We start from the raw sequence: 24,747 nt of genomic DNA, 5'->3' as shown, positions 1-24,747 counted from the left end.
ACCAGCCGCGTGATGTCGGAGTTGTTCTCTCCGATCACTTCGAGTTTCGGGTCGCGCATCCACTGTTCGACGGGTACTCGCGGGAGCAGCCCACCCGCCACCGGGTCTGGACCGCAGTCCCGGTGGCGGTCACGGCGGTCTCTGGCGCCCGTAGCTCGGCCGCGTGGTCGCTCGCCGTCGGGCGACGAGGCGGGCCGGCGCGCGGCGCGAAGCAGCACGAGGCTTCGTTGCGGGTCGCCACGTCGGGCCGAGGGAACGCGACGGCCTGGTACTCGATGATCGGCTTACCGAACTGCGTGCGCTGGCGGGCGTAGTCGCGCGCGAACCCGTACGCGCGCGTGCAGCGTCCGTCGCAGCGGCGGCCGGGACGATGCGGGAGAGGTCGAACATCTTCATCGACTCGGGGCAGTGGCGGCCTTCGTCGCCGAGGCACTGCCGGTCGGGTACAGGCGTGTCGAAAAGATCTCGCGGCACCCGATGGCGCGTCGGCCCATCTCGCGCGTCCGCTCGCCGATGGTCGCGCCGGGGTGTCCTTGCGCGACAGCGCTGCGGATCGGTGCGGACGGTTTTCCGGCGAGCGGCGGTGCCGTGCGGCCGGTCGCGGGCACGGGGGCCTCGTCTGCGCCTGGGCTCCCGGCCAGAGCGGCACCAGCCGGCCACTGCCGTTCGCCGACGTCCGAGTCGGCGGAGGGCCGAAATCCGCGCGACGGAGCCAGCCGCATGAAGCGGAGTCGGCCGTGACGTAGCCAGGCGGCCGGCGCCCGAGTACCGGCCGTCCGGGAGCACTGCGGAGCCGCGTCAGGCCTTGGCGAGAGGCCGCGTGGGCACGTTGTCCTCGATCACCAGCCGCAGAACGTGGTCGCGGAGTTCGGCGGCTCGGCGGTTGTCGAGCAGGCCCTGGCGGCGCAGGCGGGGCTTCGGCAGGTCAACCGAGACGATCTCCTTCACGGTCCCGGGCGAGGGCGTCAGCACCACGATCCGGTCCGACAGGAACACGGCCTCGTCCACGTCGTGGGTCACGAACACCGTGGTGGTGTTCGACCCCGCGACGATCGCGGCGAGCTCCTCCTGCAGCCGCAGGCGGGTGAAGGCGTCGAGCGCGCCGAACGGTTCGTCCATCAGCAGCAGATCGGGTTCGCTCACCAGCGCGCGGGCGAGACCGGCGCGCTGCTTCATGCCGCCGGAGAGCTGGCGCGGGTAGTAGCCGGCGTATTCGGTGAGCCCCACGAGCGCGAGCTTCTCCGCCACCTTCGCCTGAACCGTGCGGCGGTCGAGGTCGGCGCCGGTCTCGTTCAGCCCCATCACCACGTTGTCGCGCAAAGTGCGCCACGGCATCAGCGCCGCGTCCTGGAACACGAACCCGAGCCGCTTCGGCACGCCCCGCACCACAGCGCCGTCCACCGTGATGGAGCCCGAGCTGTACGGAGCGAGCCCGGCGATCATCCTGATCAGCGTCGTCTTCCCGCAGCCGGACGCGCCGACCAGGCTGACGAACTCACCGGAGGCGATTTGGAGGTTGACGTTGCGCAAGGTCACGTTCGCCGAGCCGCGGCGGCGCGAGTAGCGCTTGCCCACCCGGGACACGACGACGGTCGCGCCCGTTGTCGCGTGCGTCATTTCTGCCCGCTCCCCTTCGCTTTCCGGGCGTAGGACGCGTCGGCCCACTGGGTCACCGGCGCCGTCGCCTTGAGCGCGCCCGCCTGGAGGTACAGCTTCTGCTGCTGGTCCAGCAGGCCGGGGTCGAGGATGGTGCCGACGGGATAGGCGTTGGCCTGGCGCAGCATCGTGAACAGCTGCGCGGTCTGCGCTCGGTCGGCCGCCGGCTGGATCTGCAGCGCCTCGTTCACCACCGCGTCGGTGTTCGCGGGGTCGTTGAACCACACGTAGGAGTCGAGCAGCGCCTTGTTGAACGCGACGGCGAGCGGCTCGTTCTTCGCCAGCCAGCCGGGCGTGGCGAAGACGTTGTCGTCGTAGAGGTTCGGCGCTTCCTTGGTGAGGTCCATGACCGTCTTGAACCCCTTGGGCTCGAGCTGCAGCTGGGCCGCGTGGCTCAGCATCGTCACGTCGACGCGCCCGGCCACCAGCGCGGGCAGCCGCGAGCTCTGCCCGCCGACGGCGATGATGCTCACGTCCTTCGGCGTCAGTCCTGCCTTCTGCACGAGCAGCAGCGCCTGTGCGTAGTTGACCCCCGTGGTGTCCTGCACGCCGATCTTCTTCCCCCGCAGATCGGCGAGACCGGCGATGTCCTTCGACAGGAACACGTAGTCCTGGCGGGGCTGCGCGAGCGCGAAGTCCTTGAGCTGCACACCGGCCTCGACCGCGCTCACCCCACCGGTGACCGCTTCGGAGTAGGCGTCGATGTCCCCGGTCTTGAGCTGGGTGATGGCGATGTTCGGGCTGCTGTCGTTCCACTTCACGGACGCGTCGACGCCCTGCTTCTTCAGCTCGTTCACCGCGTGGACTTCGACGACCTTGTTGGCGTTGGCCGTGCTCTGCAGCATCAGCGTGAAGCGAGAGCCGGACAGCCCGCCGCTGCTGCTGCCGGCCGGCGAGGAACCGTGACCGGCGCAGCCGGCGGCGGCGAGCGCGACGGCACAGGTGGCGAGCATTGCGGCGCGCAGGCGCCGCGGTGGGCGCGAGAAGGCGATCGGCACGTCAAACTCCTTGGGGGAAAGGGGAACTGGGGATGTCGCGGGCTCAGCCGCGACCGAGGTCCTCGCCCTGGGTCCACGAGAACAGCACGCGGCGCACGATCTCCAGCACCGCCGCGGCGATCACGCCGACGAGCGAAGCCGTGAACACACCGGCGAGCAGGTAAGCGGTCTTGAACGCGTTGCCGTAGTCGGTGACCAGTCCCCCGAGCCCGGTCACGCTGATCTCCATCTGCGCGATCACCATGCCGATGAGCGCTTTGCCCAGCGCGATCCGCAGCCCGGCGAAGATGCTCGGCACGGCGTTCGGCAGCGCCACCTTCGACACGGTCTGCCAGCGGTTGAACTTGTAGACGCGCGTGACGTCGATGAGCATCCGCGGGGTCTCCTTGACCCCGCTCGCGGTGTTGATGATGATCGACCAGACCGCCAGCATGAACGTGACGGCGACACGGGCTTCGAACGCGACCCCGAACCAGATCACCACCAGCGGGACGAGCGCGATCAGCGGCGTGGCCTGGAAGAAGTTGACGTACGGGTTGAGGACCCGCTCGACCACGGGGCTGCGGCCCATCACGACGCCGACGGCGATCCCGACCACCACGGCCAGTCCGTAGCCCACGGCGAGGTCGCCCATCGCCGTGCCGAACGCCGGCCCGAGCTGCCCGCCGACGACCAGCTCCCAGAACGCCTTGAGCACGTTGACCGGAGTGGCCAGCAGGATCGGGTCGATCTGGTTGCCGACGATCTGCCAGAGCACGAGGAAGACGACCACGGACACGATCGGCAGGCCCCGCGTGAGCAGGCGCCGGCGCCGGTCGTGGGCCTCCACTTCGGATTCGTCCCACTCGTCGTCGTCCTGCGCAGCGAGGTCCGGTGGGGATTCGTTCGTCACCCGAGATGCCATCAGCTACCCCTGTCTTTCGAGGGTGGTGTGTGTGCTGAGGTGCGTGAGGCAACCATGATGGATACTGAATCCACTTGAGTCAAGGTACGTATGCAACGGCCCTGTGACGTTCGCGCGGCGGAATTCGGCGGGTGGTTAACCCGCCGACGCGGATAAAGATCTTGTCTGGCAAAGGTTTTCGGAGGGCCGCAGGAAGTGTTCGCCCGACGATTCGGCAACCGGATACAGGCGGCCGCTCCGGCGTTCACCTGCACGAAAGTGCTCCTCCTCGACGGCTCGAAATGATCGAGAACAGCGGCGGATGCGACTGGTATAGACGAAGTAATCCTTGCTGTCGAAGGATGTTCACCCTTGCTGCCCGCCGTCGCACCGGCTTACAGTGATTGAATCCAGAATCCACTAACGGGAGCCTTGATGACTCGCATCGAGTTCGGTGTCCGCGTTCCCAACTCCGGCCCCCTGGCGAGCGTGGCCAACGTGGTCCGCGTCGCCCAGGCCGCAGAGCAGCTCAGCTTCGATTCGGTGTGGGTGCACGACCACGTGGTGTGGAGCTCCGAGATGCACCGCCACCACATCTCGTCGGGTTCGGCCGAGGCCCTCGCCGACGACCAGACCGCGGACTTCTACGAGTCCCTCACCACCCTGGCCTACCTGGCCGCGAAGACGACCGACGTGAAGCTCGGCGTGGCCTGCCTGGTCATGCCGACGCGCAACCCGATCTACGCCGCCAAGCAGACGGCCACCCTCGACCACCTCACCGGCGGCCGGCTCATCGTCGGTGTGGGCCTCGGCTCGAAGGCGACCGAGTCGTCCAGCGAGTTCGACGTGTTCCAGGTTCCCTTCTCCGACCGGGGAAAGCTCACCGACGAGTACATCGAGGTCATGAAGACGATCTGGACCGAGCCGCTCGCTTCCTACACCGGCCGGACGATCAAGTTCACCGACGCCGAGGTCTTCCCGAAACCGCGGCAGTCGCCGCACCCGCCGGTGTGGGTCGGCGGCTGGACCGACCGCGCGGCCGCGCGCACCGGACGGCTCGGCGACGGCTGGATCCCCGGCTGGCTCTCACCGGCCGAGATGGCACGGGGCCGCGACGTCGTGCGGCGCACCGCGGACGAGGCCGGCCGCGACGGGGAAAAGATCGTGATCGCCGTCGAGAAGCTGGCGACGATCGCCGAGGACCGTGAGGTCGCGCTGACCCGCGCGCTGCCCACGGTCCGCCAGAGCAGCATGACCTACGAACGCGACGTCGACGACATGCAGTTCGCGCTCGACCGGCACATCTTCGGTTCGGTGGACGACGTCCGGCACCGGGTCGCCGAGTTCGTCGACGCCGGGGTCGCGCACTTCGAGCTCAAGCTGCTCTACGCCTCGCTGGACGAGCTGATCGAGCAGATGACCCTGTGGTCCACGCACGTGCTGCCCGAGTTCCGGTGACCGAATTCCCGTGCCGCAGGACGTTTCCCGCCCGCAAGACACCGCCGACCCGAGAGGTGTGAGCCGTGCCCACGACTTCCTTCGCGCGTGAGTTCACCGTGCCCGCGGACCCGCCGGCGTGCTGGCGCGTCCTGACCGACGTCGCGCGGCTGGCCGGCTGGGTCGGCATCCTCGACGACGTCAAGGAACTCAGCCCGCTCGAAAGCTACCAGGCGGTGCTGATGGACCGGCTCGGCCCGTTCCGGCTGCGTGCCGACCTCGACGTGGCCGTGAGCGAGGTCGAGGAACCCCGCCGGATCCGGGTGCGGGCCGCGGGTGAGGACCGGCAGGTCTCGTCGCGGCTCGGCATCGACGCGACGCTGCAGCTGGTCACCGGCGACGACGGCGCCACGACGGTGAGCGTGACGGGCACCTACGAAGTGGTGGGCAAGGTGGCGACGCTGGGCTCGGGCATGATCCGGCAGAAGGCGGCGAAGATCCTTGACGAGTTCACCGGGCACGCCGTCGCCGAGCTGGGCGGGCGCTGATGCTGCCGCCCTTCGAGCTGGAGCGGCCGGACACGGTCGCCGATGTGGTGGCCCTGCTCGGCGAGGACGCGGTGCCGTACTGCGGCGGCACGGAACTGCTGCTGGCCATGAAGATGGGGCTCCTGCGCCCCGCGGTCCTGGTGGACGTGAAGCGGGTAGCCACGCTGCGGGGTGTGCGCCGCGAAGCCGGCCGGCTGGTCATCGGCGCGAGCACCACCCACGCCGAGGTCGCCGCGGACCCACTGGTGACGGCCGAGGTGCCGCTGCTCGCCACGGTCGCCCACCACGTGGGCAACGCCCGCGTGCGGGCACAGGGCTCGATCGGCGGCAACTTGTGCTTCGCCGAGCCGAAGTCCGACGTGACCACAGTCCTGGCGGCGCTCGACGCGACCGTGACCCTGGTGTCCCCGCGCGGCCCGCGGTCCGTGGCGGTGGCCGGGTTCCTGATCGGCGCCTACTGGGCCGACCGCGAGGCGGACGAGCTCCTCACCGAGGTCTCGATCCCGCTGCCCGCGCCGAAAGGCGCGTACCTGAAGCTGCAGACCGCGGAGCGCCCGACCGTCGGCGTGGCCGCGGTGCGCACCGCGACCGGCCTGCGGCTGGCCGTCGGCGCCGTCGGCGAGCGACCGGTGGTGGTGGACCACGACGGGCCCGGCGCGCCGGACTTCGACACGCTCGCCGAAGGCATCGAGATGATCCCCGACCTGGCCGGTTCCGTCCGCTACAAGCGGCACGTGACCGCCGTCTACGCCCGGCGCGCCGCGACCGCGTGCGAGGAGAGGACACGATGAACCCACGAGCACGTGAGCTGAAGGCCGTCGTGAACGGGTCTGCGGTGGTCCGCCGCGTCGACAACCGCACCACGCTTGCCGAGCTGCTGCGGGAGGAGCTCGGCCTGACGGGTACCAAGGTGAGTTGCGAACTGCAGGTGTGCGGGGTCTGCACCGTGCTGGTGGACGGGACGCCCGTGAGCTCCTGCACCTACCTGGCCGCCGACGCCGACGGCAAGCACGTGCAAACCGTGGAGGGTCTCGCCGGCCCCGACGGGCTGCATCCGCTGCAGACCGCGTTCGTCGAGAACTTCGCGCTGCAGTGCGGGTTCTGCACGCCTGGCTTCCTGCTGATGGCGAAGGCGCTGCTGGACACAAACCCGAACCCGACGGAGGAGGAGGTGGTGCACCACCTCGAAGGCAACATCTGCCGGTGCACCGGTTACCGGCCCATTGTGGACGCGGTGTTGTCGGTGGCCGCGGGCGAAAGGGGCGAGTGATGAGCGACCACCGCGTCGTCGGCTCGTCGGTCAAGCGCCGGGACCTCTACGAGAAGGTGACGGGTGCCGCGGTCTACACCGTGGACGTCGTCTCGCCCGGCACACTGCACGCGAAGGTCGTGCGTTCGGACCGCGCGCACGCGCTGATCGACGCCGTCGACCGGGAGGCGGCGCTCGCCAGTCCCGGCGTCGCCGCGGTCGTCGTGGCCGAGGACCTGGCGGGCCTGTTCGCACGGTTCGGGCACATCGTGGCCGACCACTGCGTCCTCGCCACCGGGAAAGCGCGCTACTACGGCGAGCCGGTCGCCCTCGTGCTCGGCGAAACGCCGGCCGCCGCGGCCGACGGTGCCGAGCTCGTGAAGGTGTCCTACACCGAGCTGCCCGCCGTGCTGTCCGCGGCCGAGGCGCTCGCCGACGGCGCGCCGCTGGTGCACGAGCTGCGCCCGCCGTCGACCCCCGACGAATCGTTCGCCGCCATGGCCGCCGGCGCCGGCGAGACCGGTGAAGGCACACCGGCCACGGACAACGTCGCGCACGAGGCCTCGCTGGAGTGGGGAGACGTGACCGCCGCGCAGGAGCAGGCGAGCGTCGTCGTGGCGAGTACCGCGCGGTTCCCGATGCTCTACGCGTACGCCATGGAGCCGTACAACGCCGTGGCCTCGTTCGAGAACGGGCGGCTGCACGTGACGAGCTCGGCGCAGCACCCGTTCATGGTGCGCGCGGACCTCGCGCGGATCTTCGGCCTGCCCCTGACGAAGGTGACTGTGACGGCGCCCTACCTCGGCGGAGGCTACGGCTCGAAGTCCTACACCAAGGTGGAACCGCTCGCGGCCGTCGGCTCGTGGCTCACCGGCCGTCCGGTGAAGGTCGTGCTCGACGTCGAAGGCGCCATCTACACCACCCGCGCCGATTCGGCCGAGGTGAGCGTGCGCAGCGGGTTCACCGCCGACGGCACGCTCGTCTTTCGCGAGTTCGACATCGTGCTCGACTCCGGCGCGTACGCCGACAACAGCCCGCTCGTGCTCGCCAAGGCCGTCAACCGCTGCTTCGGGCCGTACCGCGTGCCGAACCTCCGGGTGCGCGGACGGTCGCTGTACACGAACATCTCCCCCGCGTCGTCCTACCGCGGTTTCGGCACGCCGCAGGGCGCGTTCGCGGGTGAGCTGAACCTGGACCGCGCCGCCGCTGAACTGGGCATCGACCCGTTCGCGCTGCGGCGGCGCAACCTCGCCAAGCCGGGTGAGGAGATCGTGCGCGGCAAACGCGGCGTGGACGCCGACCTGATCGCGGACCTGGCGATGCTCGAAACGTCGCTGCGCGAAGGCGAACGCGCCGAATCCGGCTACGGCGTCGGGGTGGGCTGCACCGCCTCGGACGCCGGGGCGTTCCCCGTGTCGACGGCGCAGGTCCGGATCCAGACCGACGGTTCGGTCGTGGTGGCGTCGGGCTCCACCGAAATGGGCCAGGGCAGCCGATCGGCGCTCGCGCAGATCGCGGCGGAGGAGCTGGGTGTCGAGCTCGGCGTGGTCGAGGTGATCCAGGCGGGCTCCGCCGGTCCGTACGAGCGCACGACCGGGGCGAGCCGCACGACGACGCTCGCGGGCATCGCCGTGCAGCGGGCCTGCGCCGACGCGCTCGGCAAGCTGCGCGACATGGCGGCCGAGGTCACCGGCACGAACCCGGGCGACTGGTCCGCCGCCGACGGCACGATGCGGTCGCTGGACCAGACCACGCTCGGCTACGGCGAGATCATCAGCCGCTGGTTCGGCGCGAACGCCGGTGAGGTGACGGGTGTCGGCCTCGTCCGACGGGAGGGCGCGACCGCCGAGATGCCGCCGTTCTGGGAGATCGGCATGGTCGGGGTGGGCGTGTCGGTGGATCCCGACACCGGCGTGGTCACGGTGGAGCAGCTGGCCACGATCGCCGACGTCGGCTTCGCGATCAATCCCCAGGCTGTTGAAGGACAGGACCTCGGTGCCGCCACGCAGGGGCTCGGCGGCGCGCTGTACGAGGAACTCGTCTACGACGGGCCACAGCTGCTCAACCCGAACATCGTCGAGTACCGGGTGCCGCGGATCGGCGACATGCCGCGGCGGATCGACACCATGCTCGCCGAACGCCACGACGGGATCGGGCCCTACGGCGCCAAAGGTGCCGGCGAGGGCGCGCTGAACCCGATGGGCAGTGCCGTGGCGTCGGCGGTGGCCCGCGCCGTCGGCCGCTGGCCGGACCGGCTCCCGCTGACGCCGGAACGCGTGTGGCGGCTGATGAACGATCTCCCGGAGATCGACGACGACTGAGCGCAAAACGCCTGCGGTACGCTGAATCGGATCAGGAAAGGGCAGCCGGACGAAGGGGTGGAACCGCCAGATGCCCCCGAAGAAGGGCCGCAACCTCAGCGCCGACCACCGGGTGACCGCGGTGGTGCAGCAGCTTTCGGGCGGCTACCGCACGGTCGGGCAGATGGTCTACCAGGTCATCAAGGAACTGATCCTCACCGGCGCGTTCGCGCCCGGCGAGCGGATCCGCCAGGAGTCGATCGCGTCCGCGATCGGGGTTTCCCGGGTGCCGGTGCGCAGTGCCCTGCTGCAACTGGAGACCGAGGGGTTCGTGACCTTCCACCCGTACCAGGGTGCACGGGTCCGCAGCCTGGACAACGCGCAGATCGACGAGATCTACCGGCTGCGCGCGCTGCTGGAGACCTACGCGCTGCGCCTGTCGATGCCCCGGATGGACGGCGAGCGCATCACCTCGCTGCGCGCGCTCGCCGAGCAGCTCGACGCCGAACCCGAAGGCGCCGAGTTCCTCGACCTGCGTGTGCGGTTCTACCGCGGCCTCTACGACGCCGAACGCAACCCGATGCTGGTGCAGATGATCGAACAGCTGCGCAGCACGGTCGGGCGCTACCTGCTCAGCTTCCGCTTCAGCCACCGCCCGGCGAGCAAACACGCCGAACTCATCGACCGCGTCGCCGACGGCGACCTGCCGGGCGCGGAAGCCTGGATCGCCGCACACCTCGACGGCGTCCGCGAAGGCATCGAAGCCTTCGGCGCCGCCAGCGACAATTCCGGTGATGAGTCATCGCCGGAAACGGCCTGACTCCACCGCCGGCAATCGGCGCCTCGGCGGCCCGCGCTCGCAGCACGCACGCGACCGACCACTGTGGACTCCCACCGTGCTGGTGCCGTGCCGTCCGCGCACCGGTTTCCCCGCGGCGGCGGCAAACTTCACCCGGCGCACGACCCCACTCGACCGGCTCCTGCTCGCCGCTTCGGCCTGAAGTTCCTCGATCAGCCGCGCGGCCTGCTTCCGCCCGCCGACACCCACAGAGGACACCCACGCCGACCCAGCACCGTTTTCGACGTGCACCAGCGAACTCCCCCGCCGCACGGCACCCGACCGGCCCTGCCGGCCCAGTCTGAGGTTTCCCCGGCCGGCCGAGCCGGCAACTCCCCGCCCACCGGACCACGCAGGACACCCGCGCCAAACCACGCCGCCCGTCAGCGGGTTCAGCCTGCGGTGGCAGGCCACCCCCGCCGCACATGCCGCCGATCGCCCCGGGGCGGTCGCCTTCTTCCGCCCACCGCACCAACGACACCCACCCCAAACCACGCCGTACGTGACCGCGTTCAGCCCGCGGCGGTGAACCACACCCGCCGCACGACCTTCGGCCGGCCGGCCGCGCCCACGGCGGCTCGCGGAAGTTCGCCGATCAGTCGAGCCGCCTTCTTCCGCCCACCGGACCACCAACGACGCCCGCGGCGAGCCGCCGCGCAGCACCTATTCCGCCACGCGGCGGCAAACCACCTCCGCTGCACGACACGCACTCGACCTGCCCTGCTCGCACCCCGACGTGAAGTTCCTCGACCAATCGCCGCCTGGATTCCGCCTACCGGACCACCAAGAACCCGGCGTCAAGCCACGCCGCTCACCACCGCGTTCGGCCCGTGGCGGCGAACCACGGCCGCCGCACATCATGCGGCTGATCGGCCCTGCCCGTCCCCGGCCCACTGAAGTACCCCGATCAGCTTGGTTCCGCCCGCCGAACCACCAAGGGCACTGATGCCGAGCGCCACCGGGTTCACCACGTGGCGGCGAACTTCCCGCCGCGCGGTGCCCACCCGAGCGGCTCCGCCCGCCGCCCCGACCTGAAAGTCCTCGATCAGCCGCGCCGCCTGCTTCGACCGGCCGAACCAAATCACCGAGAACTCCAGCGCCAAGCCAAGCCGCGGGTACCGGTTCCGCTTCGAGCCGCACCTGCCACCGCACGACACCGGCTGACCGGCGCCGCCCGCCGTGGCGCCGAAGAAGCCCGACCAGCCGAGTCACCTGGCTTCCGCCCACCCGACCGCCGAGGCACCAGCCAGGCCGACACCGGTTTCGACACCGCGCCAGCGCACCTCCCACCTCAAGGCGCCCGTCGCACTGCGCCACTGGCCGCCCCGACCCGAAGCGGCCCGAATGAGTCGTGGCGGCTACTTGCGCGGGCCGCCCGCGGGGTGGGGCAGGCCGAGGTGGTCGCGGAGCGTGGAGCCGGTGTATTCGGTGCGGAAGCGGCCCTTGCGCTGCAGCACGGGGATCACGTGGTCGACGAAGGTGGTGAGCTCATACGGCAGCGTGGAGCCCATGATGGTGAAGCCGTCGACGGCGCCGGCGTCCTGCCAGGTGAGGATGTGGTCGGCGAGCTGGTCGGGGGTGCCGACGAAGTGGTACTGGCCGGCGCCGCTCTTGAGGCCCTCGGTGATGTCGCGCAGGGAGGCCTGCGGGCGGGCCCGGGAGGCGGCGTAGAGCTGCTCCGCGCGGCTCGACGGCGCGGCGCGGCCGGTCCACAGCTCGGCGGGGAGCGGGGCGTCCGGGTCGAAACCGTCGGGGTCGAGGCCGGCCGTGTACAGGATGTTCTGCCAGCGGAAGTCCGGGCTGGCCAGGTCTTCGAGGCGCCGCGCCTTCGCCTGCGCTTCGGCCTCGGTGCCGCCGAGGGTGACCATCAGCGCCGGCAGCACGAGGACATGGGCGGGGTCGCGCCCGGCGGCCGCGGCCTGCGTGTGCAGGTCGGTGCGGAACGCGACGGCGGCTTCCAGCGACGGCGGGCCGGAGAACACCAGCTCGGCGTAGCGCGCGGCGAGCCCGATCCCGGCCGGCGACTGTCCCGCCTGGACCAGCACGGGCCACCCTTGCGGTGAGCGCGGGAAGGGCAGGATCCCCTCGACGTCGTAGAACTCGCCGTGGAAGCGCGGCGCGTGGAGCTTGCCGCGCTCGGCCCACACGCCGCGCTCGCGGTCGCCGACGACGGCATCGTCTTCCCAGCTGTCCCACGCCCGCGTGACGACGTCGACGAACTCGTGGGCGCGCGCGTACCGGTCGGCGTGATCGGGGTGGGCCGCCTCGCCGTAGTTCGCCGCGGCCAGCGGCGTGACCGTGGTGACGATGTTCCAGCCGGCCCGGCCGCCGCTGAGGTGATCGAGTGTCGCCCACCGGCGCGCGAGCTCCCACGGCTTGTTGTACGTGGTGGACCCCGTGCCGATCAGTCCGATGTGGCTGGTCACCCCGGCGAGCGCCGACAGCACCGAGATCGGGTCGAATTGCGTCTGCGGCAGGTACGTGGTGCGGTACTCCGCGATCGCGATGTTGTCGGCCAGGAACACGGTGTCCATCAGCCCGCGCTCGGCCGTGCGCGCGATGTCCGCGTAGTACGGCAACCCGAGCACTCCGCGCACGTCGTCCTCGACGACCCGCCACGCCGATTCGTGGTACCCGTTGGGCCACACGAACGCGTTGAAGTGCAGCTCTCCCGCAGTCATGGCATCCGCCCCTCTCACGCCAGTGTTTTCCCGAGAACGCTCCGCGGCCAGTCCGCCGCCGCGCCGACCTCGCCGCACACACCGCGTCAGCGAAGCCGGCGAGGTCGGTTCGGTCAGGCGGAGCGAGCCCGGCGGCTCAGGCCAGCCCCTGCTGCTGCAGCCAGTCCTTCGCGACATCGGCGGCCGGGTCGCCGTCGGCGTCCACACGGGAGTTCAGCGCGCGCAGGTTGTCCGTGTTCAGCTTCGCGCTCACGGCGTTGACGACGTTCGCGAAGTCCGCGCCGCGCTCGTCGAGCACCTTCTGGCTCACGGCCGGCACCACGTTCTCCGTGGGCTCGATGCCGAGATCGTCCTGCAGCACCACGTACTTCGAGTCGCCGGCGACGGGGCTGACCGAGTCGACCGGGATCACGGTCGCGCCGCCGGAGTCGAGCTGCTGTACGCGCGGCCCGATCTCCTGCACGGTCTTGAACGTCGCGTTCGTCAGCTTGTAGACGTCGGTGAAACCCTTGAAGCACGGCAGCCGGGTCTCGCACTCCGGTCCGCCCGCCATGACCACTTTGTCCAGCTTCTTCAGGTCGCTGATCTTCGTGAGCCCCTTCGCCTTCGCGAGGTCGGCCTTCACGACGTACACGTCCTTGTCCTCGGCCGGCGAGTAGTTCAGCAGGCCGATGCCCTCCGGCTTGAACAGCTGCGCCAGCTGCGCGTGCTCCCCGGCGGCGTCCTTCACCGCGTCCTTGCCGAAGCCGGTCGCGATCGCCGCGCCCTGGTACTCCGGCACGAACTGCAGCTCACCCTTTTTCAGCGACGGGTAGATCAGCTCGCGCGAGCCCAGGTTCAGCTTGCGCGTGACCGGGTAGCCCTTCGCCTCCAGCGCACCGGCGTAGATCTCCGCCAGGACCTGGCTGTCGGTGAAGTTGAACGACGCCACGACGATCGGCGCGCCACCCTTGCTCTGCGCAGCCGGTTGATCACCGCCCCCGCACGCCGCCAAACCCAGCGCGGCCACCGCCACCGCCGCGGCCACTCGGATGTTCCGGCTCCAGCTCACGTCCCCACACTCCTCACCGAGATCTACCGGGTGGCACCCTAACCGGGAACACCGACAAAAACCCAGATGGCGAGAATCACCGGCCTCCGGGAATCCCCTGGCGCCCGCGCAGGTTGCATTGAGGCAGAGGTCCGGCCGACCTGCTCGCCGGCCCTGCGCCTCGTCGGCCACGTTCACCGGCGGCGCGTCTCGCCGGGCAACCGGTGCCCGGGCGCGGGGTACTCCCCGATGCGATGACCGGCCACGCGAGGTGAGGGTGGCTGCGACGACCGGATCGCCGGCCGAGGAGGGCCCAGCAGGTGGTGTCCTGGACCCGAGTGAGCCACGCTGATGTCGTGCGCGCGCTGGTGGAGTACGACCGGCTCGGCCCGAACGGCTTCTTCGCCGCGCACGGGTTCGGGGCGTCGCGGGCCTACGAGTTCGTGTGGCGCGACCGCCGCTACCCGCACAACGCCGTGCCGGGCACCGCATACGAGTTCGCGACCGGCGAGCGCCTGGCCCCCGCCGACTTCGAAGGCGGCCGGTCCGGGGCGGTGAAGGTGCTCGAAAAGCTGGGGTTCAGCGTCGTACCGCGGGCGGCGAAGCAGGAGCAGCCGCAACAGCCGACCCGCGCCACCGCAATCCCGTGAGCCGCCGTAACTCTTCGTTGATGGCGACCGTCGCGGAACTTGCCTAGGGTTCGGGTCAGCGCCGCCACGAGCGCGCCCGCGCCGGGTGGATCTCGGCCTGGCCACGAGGGAGAAGACGTGAGCCTCCGCTTCGACGGACTGCGCGCCGTGTTCTTCAACGGCACCTTGAAGCGCTCCCCGGAACCGAGCAACACCGAAGGTCTCATCCGCGTCAGTGCCGGCCTCATGGCCCGCGAGGGCGTCGAGGTCGAGGTGATCCGGACGATCGACCACGACATCGCCGTCGGCGTGTACCCGGACATGACGGACCACGGCTGGGACAGCGACGAGTGGCCCGCCCTGTACGAGAAGGTGCTCGCCGCCGACATCCTCGTCCTGTGTGGACCGATCTGGCTCGGCGACAACTCGTCGGAGACGAAGAAGGTCATCGAGCGGCTGTACGCCTGCTCGCACCTGCTCAACGACGCCGGCCAGTACGCCTACTACGGCCGGGTGGGCGGGTGTCTGATCACCGGCAACGAGGACGGCGTGAAGCACTGCGCGATGAACGTGCTCTACAGCCTCCAGCACCTCGGCTACACGATTCCGCCGCAGGCCGACGCCGGGTGGCTCGGCGAGATCGGGCCGGGACCGTCCTACCTGGACGCGGGCTCCGGCGGACCCGAGAACGACTTCACGAACCGCAACACGACCTTCATGACGTGGAACCTGATGCACCTCGCGAAGCTGCTCAAGGACGCCGGCGGCGTTCCCGCGCACGGCAACCAACGGGCCGCCTGGGACGAAGGCGAGCGGTTCGACTTCGCCAACCCCAACCCCGAGTACCGGTGACAGGCCCGCGATGACGACCGTCGCCACGATGCTGGTGAAGAGCCTGGCCGACCACGGCGTGTCCGCGATGTGGGGTGTGGTCGGCGACGCCCTCAACCCGATCACCGACACGTGCGCCGCGAACCGCGCCTGCGGTGGATCGGGGTCCGGCACGAGGAAGCCGGGGCATTCGCCGCCCTCGCCCAGGCGCAGCTGACGAGCCGGATCGGGGTGTGCCTGGGCACGGTCGGCCCCGGGTCGATGCACCTGCTCAACGGGCTCTACGACGCCAAGAAATCCCACGCGCCCGTCCTCGCGATCTGCGGTCAGGTGCCCAGCGTCGAACTCGGCAGCGACTACTCCCAGGAAGTCGACAACGACGCCGCTTTCCGCGACGTCGCCGTGTTCTCCCGGACCGTCACCACCCCCGCGCAGCTGCCGTACCTGCTGGAACTGGCCGTCAACACGGCCTACGCGCGCGGCGGTGTCGCGGTGCTCACGGTGCCGGGTGACGTCGGAGGACGCGACCTCCCGCACGGGACCCGCGAGCCGCGGTTCGTGACCCAGCGCCCGCGGGTGGTCCCGCCGGCTCCGGTGCTGGCGGAGGTCTCCGACGTGCTCAATGACGCCGCGACCGTGACCATGCTCGTCGGAGCGGGTGCCCGCGACGCCCGCGGCGAGGTGCTCGCCACGGCCGAAGCCCTGGGGGCGCCGGTGGTGCTGACCCTCAAGGGCAAGGAAGGGCTCGAAGACGGCAACCCGTACCAAGTCGGGCAGACCGGCCTGCTCGGCAACCCCGCGGCCCGGCACGCGCTCGACCACGGCGACGTCCTGCTGATGGTGGGCACGGACTTCCCGTACCGCGAGTGGTACCCGAAGGACAAGGTCGTGGTGCAGATCGACGCCGACGGCGAGCACATCGGCCGGCGCGTCCACGCGGACCACGGCCTCGTCGGCGACGCGCGGGCGACGCTGTCGGCCCTCTTGCCGCGGCTGGATCCCAAACCGGCTCGCGACCACCTCACGGCGGCGACGGCCAAGTACGCGGCGTGGCGCGATCGGCAGCGCCGCCTCGCGGACCCCGCCGGAGAGGTTCACCACGACGAGTTCCTGGTGACCGGCGCGCAATGCGTCCGCACCGAGGCCGAGGCGGTCCGCGGCGCCCTGGGCGAGGTTCTGCAGGAACACGTCCGCGTTCGCGACGAGGCGCGATCGACTCCTTGCCGCGGTTGAGCCACACGAAGTGCGCGACCGTGCCGTGGACGACGTGGTCGTAGCCGCGCGCGAAGTCGCCGCCCTCGATGCGCTCGACCTTGATCACGCGCGCGCCGAGGTCGGCGAGGTTGCGGGTGGCCAGCGGAGCGGCGACGGCCTGCTCGATGGCGACGGCGGTGACCCCGTCGAGCGGGCGCATCACGGCTGCTCCTCCTTCTCGGCCCGCACGAGCCCGCCGCCGAGGTTCCAGCGCTGGATTTCGCCGGTGCCTTCGTCGAGCCGCATCAGCCGCACGTCGCAGTGGCTGCGCTCGACCGGGGCCTCTTTCAGGGACCCGCTGCCGCCGTGCACCTGCCCGGCGAGGTCCGCGGCCTTGCCGGCCAGTTCGGTGCAGGACAGCTTCGCCGCCGACGGCGCCGTGTTCGGGACATCCGCGAGCACGTCGCCGGGGACGTCGAGATTGCCGGTGTACATGCCCATCACTATCGAGCCGCGATTGATCCCAGTCCACTCGGTGAGCCTGTTTTGCAGGCGCTGCTCGGCCCCGGCGAAACGGTGGCGGAGCCGAAGACCGAGCTGGTCCATCCACGGCACAGTGCGGGTTCGGCGCCGATCAGGACGGCCGTAGCGGACCGCTTTCGCGGCCGGCATGACAACCCGGCGCTCGAGCGACAGATTCGCTCGAGCACCGGATCGAAACCGTGGGTACGGCTCAGGAAGTGACGCCGGCTCCGGCGCCCGCCGGGGCGGGGAAACCGCCCACCGCCTGCTCGTAGGCGTGGGCGACGCGCAGGACGGTGGCGTCGTCGAAGCGCTTGCCGATGATCATCATCCCGGCGGGCAGGCCGTCCACGAGCCCGGCCGGGACACTGCAAGCGGGGTGCCCGGTCACGTCGAAGGGCGCCGTGTTGCCGATCATCGACAACGCCGTGTCCAGGTATTCGGCGAGGGAGATGCCGGGAGACGGCAACTCCCGCGCGACGTAGGGCAGCGTCGGCATCACGAGGACGTCGTACTCGGCCAGTGCCGCGTCGTAGGCAGCTCGCAGTTCGTAGGAGAGATTGCGCGCCATGGCGTAGTACTTCCCGCCGCCGAGTTCGAAGGTGTAGCGCCCCGAAAGGCCGACGAGTTGCACCGTCTTGGACAGTTCCCCGCCGCGTGCGATCCGGCCCTGGGCGTAGTGCGCGATGAGCTCGGGATCGTACTGGCCCCAGGTGCCCATTCCGTAGGCGTTGCCGTCGACCATCTGGTAGGCGGCGCCCTCGGTCGCGATCACGTTCCACACCGCCATGGCGTCGGTGTGCCACGGCACCGAGACCTCCTCCGCGGTCACCCCGGCCGACCGCAGCACCTCCACCGCGGCCCGGACCGAGTCGTCGACGCCGGCCAGCGACACCGGCGTGCCGAACCCTTCACGCACCACGCCGACGCGCAGGCCGGCCGGGCTCTCGCGCAGGGCGGCGAGGTAGTCGACCGGATCGAGGCCGGTCGGCTGACGGGAGTCGTACCCGTCGACGCCGGCCAGCACGCCCAGCATCAGCGCCGCGTCGCCCACCGTGCGCGTCATCGGGCCGAGGTGGTCGATGGTCTGCTCGATCGGGAAGGCGCCCGTGTAGGGCACCAGGCCGTAGGTCGGCTTGTGCCCCACGATCCCGGTGAACGACGCCGGGATCCGCACCGAGCCGCCCTGGTCGCCGCCCACCGCCAGGTCGACGTCACCGTTCGCCACCAACGCGGCGCTACCGCTCGAAGAGCCGCCCGCGTTGCGCGAACGATCCCACGGGTTGCGCACCGGCGAGGGCCACGACGTGAAACTGGCCCCGGAGAAGCACAGGTCTTCGCACGTCGACTTGCCGGTGATCGTGGCACCCGCCGCGAGCAACCGGCGGACGACCGTGGCATCGCGCCTCGGCACGAAACCGTCCATCGACGCCGATCCGTTGATCATGGGCACTCCGGCCACGGCGATGTTGTCCTTCACCGCGACCGTCCGGCCTGCCAGCGGGCCCTCGGTGGTCTCACTGATCTTGGTCCGCACCGACCAGGCGTTGAGCGGATTGTCCGCCGGCACCGACGACTCGCGTTCCGGCATCGCGGGCGCCGTCCTGGCGTGCAGCCGCTCGACTTCCTCCGATGCCACCAGTGTCGCCTGGACTGCCGGGATGAATTCGTCGATCTCGGCCTCGGTCAAGCCGAATCCGTAGTGCTGGGACAGAGCGGCGAGCCTGGCCGCGTCGGGCACGGGAATAGCCATGATCGCTCCCTTCGGGTGGGCGAGTGCGTCGAACCTAGGGAGGACCGGCCGGCACGTCAACGCGGGGCGATCCATTCGGCGGAACGCCCCCTGCGGTCAGGACCGGGGTCCCGGCGGCGTCACCAGTCCGACGAACGCCCGTGCGGCCGGTACGGGGTTGAAGTCGCTCCAGGCCAAGTACTCGATCCGGGTGGGACCGTCGGTCACGGGAATGGCGCGGCGTGCGTCGCCGGGACGGCGGCCGGCGAAAGCAGGGTGATCACCAAGTTGTGCCTGACGAGGCCGAGCATGAGTTCGATGCTCATTGCCTCGAACACGACCTTGCGGTGACCGCCCGCGGCCTCGAATGCGCGGTCGGAGGGTGCGCGTCCGGGCGTTCCGGCCGGGAAGTCGACGAAGGTCTCGTCGGCCAGGTTCACGAGCCGCAGCTGGAGCGCGCGGCGAGGGGGTGGTCGGCGGAGACGACGGCGACGAGCCGTTCGCGTGCCAGCTCGCGGGTGGTGACTCCCTTGAGCGACGTGGCTTCGGGGAGTCCGAGCACGGCGACGTCGATGCTGCCGTCGGTAATGGCGGCGATGAACTCGTCGCTGCCCCCGCCGCGGAGCCCGATCTGCACGGCGGGGTGAGTCCGGTGGAATTCGCCCAGCGCGGCGGGGATGTCGATGGCCGTGACGGTGGGGATCATGCCGATGGTCAGGGTGCCGCGGACCTCCCCCGTCGCCGCGGCCGCGTCCGCGACTGGGCGTTCCGCCGCTTCCAGGCTCGTCCGTGCGGCCGAGAGGAACGCCCCGCCTGCGGTGGTCAGCTCGACGCGACGGCTGGTGCGGGCGAACAGGGTGACACCCAGTTCGGTCTCGAGTGCCTTGATCTGATGGCTGAGGGCGGATTGGACGACGAAGCAGCGGTCGGCGGCGCGGGTGAAGCTGCGCTCCTCGGCCACCGCCACGACGTAGCGCATCTGTTGCAGGTCGTTCCGATCAATGATGACTGTTCATCCTTCGAGGCAAAACCATGTGTTCGACTCATCAATGCTTCCGCCTGACGATGGCTGGGTGAGCACTACCACCACTCCCGCGCCCGAGGCTGCGACGGCCTCGCGAGTCGGGTGGACCACGCTGACGGCGATCGCGCCCGCCGTCGGGGGCACGACCTACTTCGTGACCACCCACCTGCTGCCGCCAGGGCACCCCTTGTTCGCAGCGCTGATGCGGTCGTTGCCCGCCGGGGTGATCGCCCTTCTGCTGGCACGCCGCCTGCCGAGCGGTTCGTGGTGGTCGAAGAGCGCGGTGCTGGGAGTGCTGAACACGGGGGCGTTCTTCCCGCTGCTGTTCCTCGCCGCCCAGCACCTGCCCGGCGGCGTCGCGGCGACCCTGGGCGCGGCTCAGCCGATCGTGGTCGCTTTCCTCGCCGTCGCGATCCTCCACGAACGGCTCTCGCCGTGGCGAGTGGCGTGGGGCGTCGTCGGCGTGCTCGGCGTCGCGCTGGTCGTGCTCGGTCCCGACGCGGGCCTCGACCCCCTCGGTGTTCTCGCCGGCCTGGGCGGGGCGGCGTCGATGGCCACCGGTGTCGTTCTCACGAAACGCTGGGGGCGCCCCGAAGGCGTCAGCGCGTTCGGCTTGGCGGGCCGGCAGCTCACCACCGCCGGCCTCGTGCTCCTCGTCCCGGCGCTGGCCATCGACGGCGTCCCCGAGGGCATCGACGGGCAGGCCGTGGCCGGATACCTGTGGCTCGGCCTGATCGGCGGGCTGCTGACCTACGGGTTCTGGTTCGCCGGCATCCGTCGCCTGCCCGTCACCGGCACCGCACTGCTCGGGCTGTTGTCGCCGCTCGTCGCGGCGATTCTCGGTGCCGCCATCGCCGGAGAGGCGCTCACGCTCGTCCGACTCGCCGGCTTCGCCTTCGCGCTCACCGCGATGGTCGCCGGCCAGCTGGCCTCGAAGAAGAAGAAAAACACCCTGTCATGAGAATCGCCGTCTTCGGCGCGACCGGCATCGCCGGCAGCGCCATCGTGACGGAGGCCCTCACCCGCGGACACGTCGTCACCGCGCTCTCCCGGCGCCCGCAGGCCGCGAGCAGTGGCCGGCCCACCGTGCGCGCTCTGGACGTTGCCGAAGCGGGGAGCCTCGGCCCGGTGCTCGCCTGCGCCGACGCCGACGTCTTGACCATCCGACTCGCCGCCGGGGAGGAGCACCGGCTCGCGCCGCTCAGCCGAGGCTTCCTCGACGCCACGGCCCGGTCCGGCACCCGCGTGCTGGTGATCGGCGGCTCAGCACCACTGCGCTGTCCCGACGATCCCGACCGGATCGTGCTCGACGACCCGAACCGCATTCCCGAAGCCTGGAAGACCATCGCCCAGGCGAGCCTCGATCAGTTCCACGCCTGCCGGGACCACCGCTACGGGGGCTGGACGTACTTGAGCCCACCCGCGGTGCTCGAGCCGGGCGCACGCACCGGCGCTTACCGGCGCGGCCGGACCACGCTCCTCACGGACGAGAACGGCGACTCGTGAATCACCGCGCCCGACCTCGCGATCGCCGCTCTGGACGAACTCGAAAACCCTCGAGGCGAACGTCATTCACCGTCGCTCGAGACTTTTCAGCGCCGTCACCCGCACGACCGCACCCCACAAGATGATCCGGCGGTCGGATGAGCTGTTCATCTCTGTCGCAAGTAGACGGTGGGTGTGCCGTGGGCAGCGATCAAACCGGACGCACCGGGTGTCAGTCGACGACGGCTTCGGCGGCCCTGAGGATGATGTCGGCGACCTCGTCCGGCCGCGAGACCAGCACCGCGTGCGACGCCTCCGGGACCACGACGGTGTGGGCGCGGGCGCGTTCGGCCATCCACTCCTGGGCGGCCGCCGGGATGTTCTTGTCCGCCGTCGGGATCAAGCTCCACACGGGAACGCCCCGCCACCCGGGCACGCCGGAAGCCTCGTTGAGCGCCTCGGCGGTGATCGGGCGCTGCCCGGCGGCCATCAGCCGGGCCTGGGGCAGCGGGACGTCGGCGGCGAACTGCTGCCGGAACAAGTCCTGCTTCACGTAGAGGTCGGTTTCCCCGCCCGGCAGGGCGACTTCCCGGAGCGTGTCGCCGAGCGTGCTGCCCGGGAACTTCGCCGAGAGCGCGGCCGCCGACTCGCCCTGGTCCGGGATGAAGCCCGCGATGTAGACCAGCGCCTTCACCTTCGGGTCGTCCACCGCGGCGGCGCTGATCACCGAGCCGCCGTAGGAGTGCCCGACCAGCACCACCGGGCCGTCCACGCTGTCCACGACTGTCTTGACGTACGCCCCGTCCGACGCGACCCCGCGCAGCGGGTTGGCCGCCGCGATCACCGAGTAGCCACGCCGCTGCAGCCGCTCGATCGCCCCGTTCCAGCTCGACGAATCCGCGAACGCCCCGTGCACCAGCACGATCGTCGGCTTGGATGTTCCCTTGTCCTTCCGCGCCGGCTCCCGCGACGCCGCCGACGACGGCACGGCGGCGAACACCGCGGCGGCCGCCAGCACAGCCGTCACCGACGCGGCCTGGGTCAGCCCGGTACGTGTGCGCATTTCTTCACTCCTCGAGAACTCACGGCGATTCGACCGCGGTGGAGAGTACCCGGAGTGCCGATTTCCGCGCGCCTTCTTCTGACTTTGCCCGAATACGGTTCCCGAATTTACTCAGGCGGTCTTCACCAAATGAACGACTGGCACGATCCTTGCGCACAATGGCACTCGTGCCCCTTGCTCATCGCGACGGTGGTCCGGGCTGTGTTCCGATTGCTCCACCCTGGCGGCCGACGCGTTCAGGCGCAGACCCACACCCGGTCGACGTGCGCCACCACCTGGTGTGACCGGCCGGATCCACACCGGTGACCCGGCCGCCCCGCGGTGTCCGACTCGCAGAGGGAAGTAATGGGATTTCACCTCAGGGGCGATCGTCGTCTGCGCTGCCGCCCGCACGGTGCTGACCACCGCGTCGAGCAGGTCGGGGTCGACCACACCGGTTCGCCCGGATCCGGTACCGCTGCGCGAGCCGACGGGCTCCGCACAGGCTGTCTCGAGCGCCGATCTCGGGCATCTGTGGCCTCTCTCGCCCAGCACGTGCCTGTCCCGGCGATCCTGCCCATCGGCGCCGGCGGGATAGCGGACGAGGGTGATGAACGAAAACTGTCGGTGTCCCCTGCCATCATGGCCGGCATGCGAAGCGTGATGCAAGGCGATCTCTACGTCTACTATGGACAGTGTTACGTCCACACCGAGGGCGGGTAGCCCGTTGACGGCCACGTGTCGGCGTGCCTCGCCGGGCAGCGGAACGGGCTGTGTGGCGCCGCCGTGCGTGGGACCCTCTTCTTGCGCACCGGGCTGCACACCGGCAACGTCGGGTTCACGCTCGAGGTGCACGAGACCGAGCCGCCCGGCGAAGGCGCGGAAGAGATGGACGCCGGCCGCGAACGCGACACCCGGCTCGACGGCGAGCCCGAGCGGGACCGCTACCTGCTGCAGTTCTGGCCCGCGCCGCCGGCACCCGACGCGATCGACCGGCAGACCAGTCGCGATCGCCGTGTACTGGCACGACGTCACGCGGAAGCTGCCTCCCCCGCCGACGCCCGAGGAGCTGGCCGAGGCCGAGGAAGCAGGCCGACGAGCCGAGAAACGAGCGCGCGCGAAGGCCGAGCACGAGCGGGTAATGGGGAATGGGGCGGGGTGCTCCCGGACGAGCGAATCCTCGCGCTGCCGCGGGGTTTCCTGCGGGAGTTCGCGAAGAAGGACCGCGACCTGGTCGCCGACGTGCTGGCGGCCCCACCCGGGGCCCGGCGGGCGCCGGCCCGCTGGGTGGCACGCCGGGCGTTCGAGCACACGGGCTGGACACCGTCGACTGGATCGCCGACGGCCTGCGCGCCCTCGACGCCGGCCGCGCGCTGCCCCCGCCGCTCGACGACTGACGCCCGGCCCGGCACCGCCTGCTGTCCGATCCGGCGGTGCCACACAAGCTGGTCCGGACCCCGGACGGCCGCCACGACAATGCGGTGCAGCAGGCCATGGCGTTCCCGGCGATCTTCGGCGCGACGGAGGCCGACTCCCTCGCCGCCGTGGGCCGCACGCTCTCGGCGGCGGAGGTGACGTTCGGGAACGACCGCACGACGCTGTTTGCCCAGGCGCGCGCCGAGCTCACCGGCCGAACAGACCCTCCCTGATCCCTGCGCAGCGAGCCGTCATCACGTCGGGAGTCGACCCGCCGGCTGATCAGCGAGTCCACGACCCGGTCCGGATCTGCGCCCCGCTGCGCAGGCGATTCCCGCGCGCAGCGTCTCAACCGGCCACAGCGGTGTTCCCTTTTGAGGACCACGATCCTGTGGAGCGTCGGCTGGCCGGGCCGTGCTCGCAGGCGCCACTACGGGACGCGTGCCCACGCGGCAGCAAGGTCCGGCAGCCAAAACATGGCGCCCGCTTCGGTCATCTCCTCGGCTATTCGCTTCGCGAGGGTGCCGACGTCCACCTCGTCCTCGGTGGCCAGGCCGTGCGCGGTGATCACGGGCAGCATGCTGCGAGCGAGTTCCGCGATATAGCGCGGCGTCAGTGAGTCCGCGGGACCGGCCGCGGTGGCTGCGGCCGCGCCCACGACCGCCAGGCCGGCATCGCTCAGGATCGAAGGGATGCGCTCTCCGAAGTTGATGTTCATGGTGACCGCGCCTGCCGCTGCCGCGATCAAGTCGATGGTCCGGGTCGCGATCGGGCACGGAGGTACGGTTCGAGTGCGAGTGCTGACAAAATCCTGGAAGGTCACGATCCCGCCGGAGCGGACCAGTTTGGCGAGCACACGCACGGTCGGCGCCGGTTCCTTGAGATGGGTGAGGATCAGTCGACCGACCAACGCGTCCACCTGCTCGTCCAGCGGCACAGCCGGCAGCCGCGCCTCGATGAATGACACGTTGGCCAGCCCCGCATCGGCCACCCGGGCTTGGGCCACCGCAAGCACGGCCGGGTCGACATCAACACCGATCACCTCGCCGTCCGGCCCGACCAGCCGGGCCAGCTGCATGGTCACGTCGCCCGCGCCACAACCGACATCGAGCACCCGCATCCTGGGCGCGATACCGGCCCGGGTCAGCAGGAACGCGGTGTGCGACCCGTAGATCTCGGCTTGCAAGCGCAGCCGCTCGGTCTCGGCTGCGGACCGGCCCAGCGCGTAATCGTCCGGTTCAGACACAAGATC

25 protein-coding genes and 2 pseudogenes are annotated in these 24,747 nt (G+C 70.6%); 12 read left to right on the top strand and 15 right to left on the bottom strand.

Annotated features, from left to right (window positions below; genetic code table 11):
• Positions 1 to 34 precede the first annotated feature (34 nt).
• From I6J71_RS50650 to I6J71_RS13015, 4 genes are all read right to left on the bottom strand, one after another.
• Complete coding sequence (locus tag I6J71_RS50650) at positions 35 to 433, bottom strand: acyl-CoA dehydrogenase family protein (protein ID WP_204094950.1); 399 nt, start codon at positions 431 to 433, stop codon at positions 35 to 37.
• Between the two features lie 365 nt (positions 434 to 798).
• Complete coding sequence (locus I6J71_RS13025; RefSeq protein WP_204094949.1) at positions 799 to 1,617, bottom strand: ABC transporter ATP-binding protein; 819 nt, start codon at positions 1,615 to 1,617, stop codon at positions 799 to 801.
• Entirely contained in the window at positions 1,614 to 2,654 is a 1,041-nt protein-coding gene (locus I6J71_RS13020; RefSeq protein WP_204094948.1) for an ABC transporter substrate-binding protein, read from the bottom strand. The genes I6J71_RS13025 and I6J71_RS13020 overlap by 4 nt, the downstream gene beginning before the upstream one ends.
• Before the next feature lie 43 nt (positions 2,655 to 2,697).
• Positions 2,698 to 3,546 carry an ABC transporter permease gene (locus I6J71_RS13015; protein WP_204094947.1) on the bottom strand — a complete coding sequence of 283 codons (849 nt, stop codon included), beginning with the start codon at positions 3,544 to 3,546 and terminating at the stop codon, positions 2,698 to 2,700.
• A gap of 426 nt (positions 3,547 to 3,972) precedes the next feature.
• Here I6J71_RS13015 and I6J71_RS13010 point away from each other — a divergent pair, with 426 nt between their 5' ends.
• The 6 genes from I6J71_RS13010 to I6J71_RS12985 all read left to right on the top strand — a co-directional run bounded on the left by I6J71_RS13010 (position 3,973) and on the right by I6J71_RS12985 (position 9,891).
• Entirely contained in the window at positions 3,973 to 4,995 is a 1,023-nt protein-coding gene (locus I6J71_RS13010; protein ID WP_204094946.1) for an LLM class flavin-dependent oxidoreductase, read from the top strand.
• Between the two features lie 65 nt (positions 4,996 to 5,060).
• Positions 5,061 to 5,522, top strand: a complete 462-nt coding sequence (locus I6J71_RS13005) for a CoxG family protein (RefSeq protein WP_204094945.1) — start codon at positions 5,061 to 5,063, stop codon at positions 5,520 to 5,522.
• Positions 5,522 to 6,313 (top strand): xanthine dehydrogenase family protein subunit M, encoded by a 792-nt coding sequence (locus I6J71_RS13000; RefSeq protein WP_204094944.1) that lies wholly within the window; start codon positions 5,522 to 5,524, stop codon positions 6,311 to 6,313. The genes I6J71_RS13005 and I6J71_RS13000 overlap by 1 nt, the downstream gene beginning before the upstream one ends.
• Positions 6,310 to 6,792, top strand: a complete 483-nt coding sequence (locus I6J71_RS12995) for a (2Fe-2S)-binding protein (RefSeq protein ID WP_204094943.1) — start codon at positions 6,310 to 6,312, stop codon at positions 6,790 to 6,792. The genes I6J71_RS13000 and I6J71_RS12995 overlap by 4 nt, the downstream gene beginning before the upstream one ends.
• Positions 6,792 to 9,092 (top strand): xanthine dehydrogenase family protein molybdopterin-binding subunit, encoded by a 2,301-nt coding sequence (locus I6J71_RS12990; protein ID WP_204094942.1) that lies wholly within the window; start codon positions 6,792 to 6,794, stop codon positions 9,090 to 9,092. The genes I6J71_RS12995 and I6J71_RS12990 overlap by 1 nt, the downstream gene beginning before the upstream one ends.
• 70 nt (positions 9,093 to 9,162) lie before the next feature.
• The gene (locus I6J71_RS12985) at positions 9,163 to 9,891 is read left to right on the top strand and encodes a GntR family transcriptional regulator (protein WP_204094941.1); all 729 of its coding nucleotides are present in this window, start codon (positions 9,163 to 9,165) and stop codon (positions 9,889 to 9,891) included.
• A gap of 875 nt (positions 9,892 to 10,766) precedes the next feature.
• Here the strand turns inward: I6J71_RS12985 and I6J71_RS12980 are convergent.
• The 3 genes from I6J71_RS12980 to I6J71_RS12970 all read right to left on the bottom strand — a co-directional run bounded on the left by I6J71_RS12980 (position 10,767) and on the right by I6J71_RS12970 (position 13,641).
• A complete protein-coding gene (locus tag I6J71_RS12980; RefSeq protein WP_204094940.1) occupies positions 10,767 to 11,012 on the bottom strand; it encodes a hypothetical protein in 246 nt (81 codons plus the stop codon).
• A gap of 255 nt (positions 11,013 to 11,267) precedes the next feature.
• Positions 11,268 to 12,590: an NtaA/DmoA family FMN-dependent monooxygenase gene (locus I6J71_RS12975; RefSeq protein ID WP_204094939.1), complete on the bottom strand. Its 1,323-nt coding sequence runs from the start codon at positions 12,588 to 12,590 to the stop codon at positions 11,268 to 11,270.
• Between the two features lie 136 nt (positions 12,591 to 12,726).
• Positions 12,727 to 13,641: an ABC transporter substrate-binding protein gene (locus tag I6J71_RS12970; RefSeq protein WP_239154755.1), complete on the bottom strand. Its 915-nt coding sequence runs from the start codon at positions 13,639 to 13,641 to the stop codon at positions 12,727 to 12,729.
• Positions 13,642 to 13,976: 335 nt separating this feature from the next.
• On the opposite strand from I6J71_RS12970, the gene I6J71_RS12965 reads away from it, so the two are divergent.
• The 3 genes and pseudogenes from I6J71_RS12965 to I6J71_RS48110 all read left to right on the top strand — a co-directional run.
• Positions 13,977 to 14,270, top strand: coding sequence for a hypothetical protein (locus I6J71_RS12965; protein ID WP_204094938.1), 294 nt, complete (start codon positions 13,977 to 13,979; stop codon positions 14,268 to 14,270).
• A 117-nt stretch (positions 14,271 to 14,387) separates the two neighbouring features.
• On the top strand, positions 14,388 to 15,101 hold the full coding sequence (locus I6J71_RS12960) for a flavodoxin family protein (RefSeq protein WP_204094937.1): 714 nt from the start codon (positions 14,388 to 14,390) through the stop codon (positions 15,099 to 15,101).
• Positions 15,102 to 15,170: 69 nt separating this feature from the next.
• Positions 15,171 to 16,004: pseudogene (locus I6J71_RS48110) on the top strand (thiamine pyrophosphate-binding protein); the annotation flags it as partial.
• A 159-nt stretch (positions 16,005 to 16,163) separates the two neighbouring features.
• On the opposite strand, the pseudogene I6J71_RS12945 reads toward I6J71_RS48110, so the two are convergent.
• The 5 genes and pseudogenes from I6J71_RS12945 to I6J71_RS50640 all read right to left on the bottom strand — a co-directional run.
• Positions 16,164 to 16,494: pseudogene (locus I6J71_RS12945) on the bottom strand (CoA transferase); the annotation flags it as partial.
• On the bottom strand, positions 16,494 to 16,880 hold the full coding sequence (locus tag I6J71_RS12940; RefSeq protein WP_239155345.1) for an acyl-CoA dehydrogenase family protein: 387 nt from the start codon (positions 16,878 to 16,880) through the stop codon (positions 16,494 to 16,496). The pseudogene I6J71_RS12945 and the gene I6J71_RS12940, both read right to left, overlap by 1 nt.
• A 127-nt stretch (positions 16,881 to 17,007) precedes the next feature.
• Complete coding sequence (locus I6J71_RS12935) at positions 17,008 to 18,549, bottom strand: amidase (RefSeq protein WP_204094936.1); 1,542 nt, start codon at positions 18,547 to 18,549, stop codon at positions 17,008 to 17,010.
• Between the two features lie 203 nt (positions 18,550 to 18,752).
• Positions 18,753 to 18,968, bottom strand: coding sequence for a LysR substrate-binding domain-containing protein (locus I6J71_RS50645; protein WP_370542130.1), 216 nt, complete (start codon positions 18,966 to 18,968; stop codon positions 18,753 to 18,755).
• Positions 18,965 to 19,507 carry a LysR family transcriptional regulator gene (locus I6J71_RS50640; protein ID WP_370542129.1) on the bottom strand — a complete coding sequence of 181 codons (543 nt, stop codon included), beginning with the start codon at positions 19,505 to 19,507 and terminating at the stop codon, positions 18,965 to 18,967. The genes I6J71_RS50645 and I6J71_RS50640 overlap by 4 nt, the downstream gene beginning before the upstream one ends.
• A 94-nt stretch (positions 19,508 to 19,601) precedes the next feature.
• Here I6J71_RS50640 and I6J71_RS12925 point away from each other — a divergent pair, with 94 nt between their 5' ends.
• Together I6J71_RS12925 and I6J71_RS12920 are read left to right on the top strand one after the other, a co-directional pair.
• Positions 19,602 to 20,513, top strand: coding sequence for an EamA family transporter (locus tag I6J71_RS12925; RefSeq protein WP_239154753.1), 912 nt, complete (start codon positions 19,602 to 19,604; stop codon positions 20,511 to 20,513).
• A complete protein-coding gene (locus tag I6J71_RS12920) occupies positions 20,510 to 21,058 on the top strand; it encodes an NAD(P)-dependent oxidoreductase (protein WP_239154750.1) in 549 nt (182 codons plus the stop codon). The genes I6J71_RS12925 and I6J71_RS12920 overlap by 4 nt, the downstream gene beginning before the upstream one ends.
• Before the next feature lie 211 nt (positions 21,059 to 21,269).
• On the opposite strand, the gene I6J71_RS12915 is transcribed toward I6J71_RS12920, so the two are convergent.
• Both I6J71_RS12915 and I6J71_RS48105 read right to left on the bottom strand, forming a co-directional pair.
• The gene (locus I6J71_RS12915; RefSeq protein WP_204094934.1) at positions 21,270 to 22,100 is read right to left on the bottom strand and encodes an alpha/beta fold hydrolase; all 831 of its coding nucleotides are present in this window, start codon (positions 22,098 to 22,100) and stop codon (positions 21,270 to 21,272) included.
• Positions 22,101 to 22,211: 111 nt separating this feature from the next.
• Entirely contained in the window at positions 22,212 to 23,114 is a 903-nt protein-coding gene (locus I6J71_RS48105; protein WP_239154748.1) for a hypothetical protein, read from the bottom strand.
• 398 nt (positions 23,115 to 23,512) lie between these two features.
• Between I6J71_RS48105 and I6J71_RS48100 the strand changes: the two genes are divergently transcribed.
• Positions 23,513 to 23,728 (top strand): hypothetical protein, encoded by a 216-nt coding sequence (locus tag I6J71_RS48100; protein ID WP_239154746.1) that lies wholly within the window; start codon positions 23,513 to 23,515, stop codon positions 23,726 to 23,728.
• A 197-nt stretch (positions 23,729 to 23,925) separates the two neighbouring features.
• On the opposite strand, the gene I6J71_RS12905 is transcribed toward I6J71_RS48100, so the two are convergent.
• Entirely contained in the window at positions 23,926 to 24,741 is an 816-nt protein-coding gene (locus tag I6J71_RS12905; RefSeq protein ID WP_204094933.1) for a class I SAM-dependent methyltransferase, read from the bottom strand.
• Between the last annotated feature and the right edge of the window lie 6 nt (positions 24,742 to 24,747).

It is taken from the genome of Amycolatopsis sp. FDAARGOS 1241 (assembly GCF_016889705.1).
Classification (GTDB): Bacteria; Actinomycetota; Actinomycetes; order Mycobacteriales; family Pseudonocardiaceae; genus Amycolatopsis.
The sequence above is the reverse complement of the archived record's forward strand: the minus strand, read 5'-3'. Positions and strand labels throughout refer to the sequence as shown.

Bases quoted from the DNA above. Each gene is read 5' to 3' on its own strand.
- I6J71_RS12995 (WP_204094943.1), top strand. From the start codon at position 6,310: ATGAACCCACGAGCACGTGAGCTGAAGGCCGTCGTGAACGGGTCTGCG.
- I6J71_RS13000 (WP_204094944.1), top strand. From the start codon at position 5,522: ATGCTGCCGCCCTTCGAGCTGGAGCGGCCGGACACGGTCGCCGATGTG.
- I6J71_RS12915 (WP_204094934.1), bottom strand. From the start codon at position 22,100: ATGCGCACACGTACCGGGCTGACCCAGGCCGCGTCGGTGACGGCTGTG.
- I6J71_RS12975 (WP_204094939.1), bottom strand. From the start codon at position 12,590: ATGACTGCGGGAGAGCTGCACTTCAACGCGTTCGTGTGGCCCAACGGG.
- I6J71_RS13025 (WP_204094949.1), bottom strand. From the start codon at position 1,617: ATGACGCACGCGACAACGGGCGCGACCGTCGTCGTGTCCCGGGTGGGC.
- I6J71_RS50640 (WP_370542129.1), bottom strand. From the start codon at position 19,507: ATGCGCTACGTCGTGGCGGTGGCCGAGGAGCGCAGCTTCACCCGCGCC.
- I6J71_RS12985 (WP_204094941.1), top strand. From the start codon at position 9,163: ATGCCCCCGAAGAAGGGCCGCAACCTCAGCGCCGACCACCGGGTGACC.
- I6J71_RS13010 (WP_204094946.1), top strand. From the start codon at position 3,973: ATGACTCGCATCGAGTTCGGTGTCCGCGTTCCCAACTCCGGCCCCCTG.
- I6J71_RS12935 (WP_204094936.1), bottom strand. From the start codon at position 18,549: ATGGCTATTCCCGTGCCCGACGCGGCCAGGCTCGCCGCTCTGTCCCAG.
- I6J71_RS12990 (WP_204094942.1), top strand. From the start codon at position 6,792: ATGAGCGACCACCGCGTCGTCGGCTCGTCGGTCAAGCGCCGGGACCTC.
- I6J71_RS12920 (WP_239154750.1), top strand. From the start codon at position 20,510: ATGAGAATCGCCGTCTTCGGCGCGACCGGCATCGCCGGCAGCGCCATC.
- I6J71_RS12940 (WP_239155345.1), bottom strand. From the start codon at position 16,880: ATGGACCAGCTCGGTCTTCGGCTCCGCCACCGTTTCGCCGGGGCCGAG.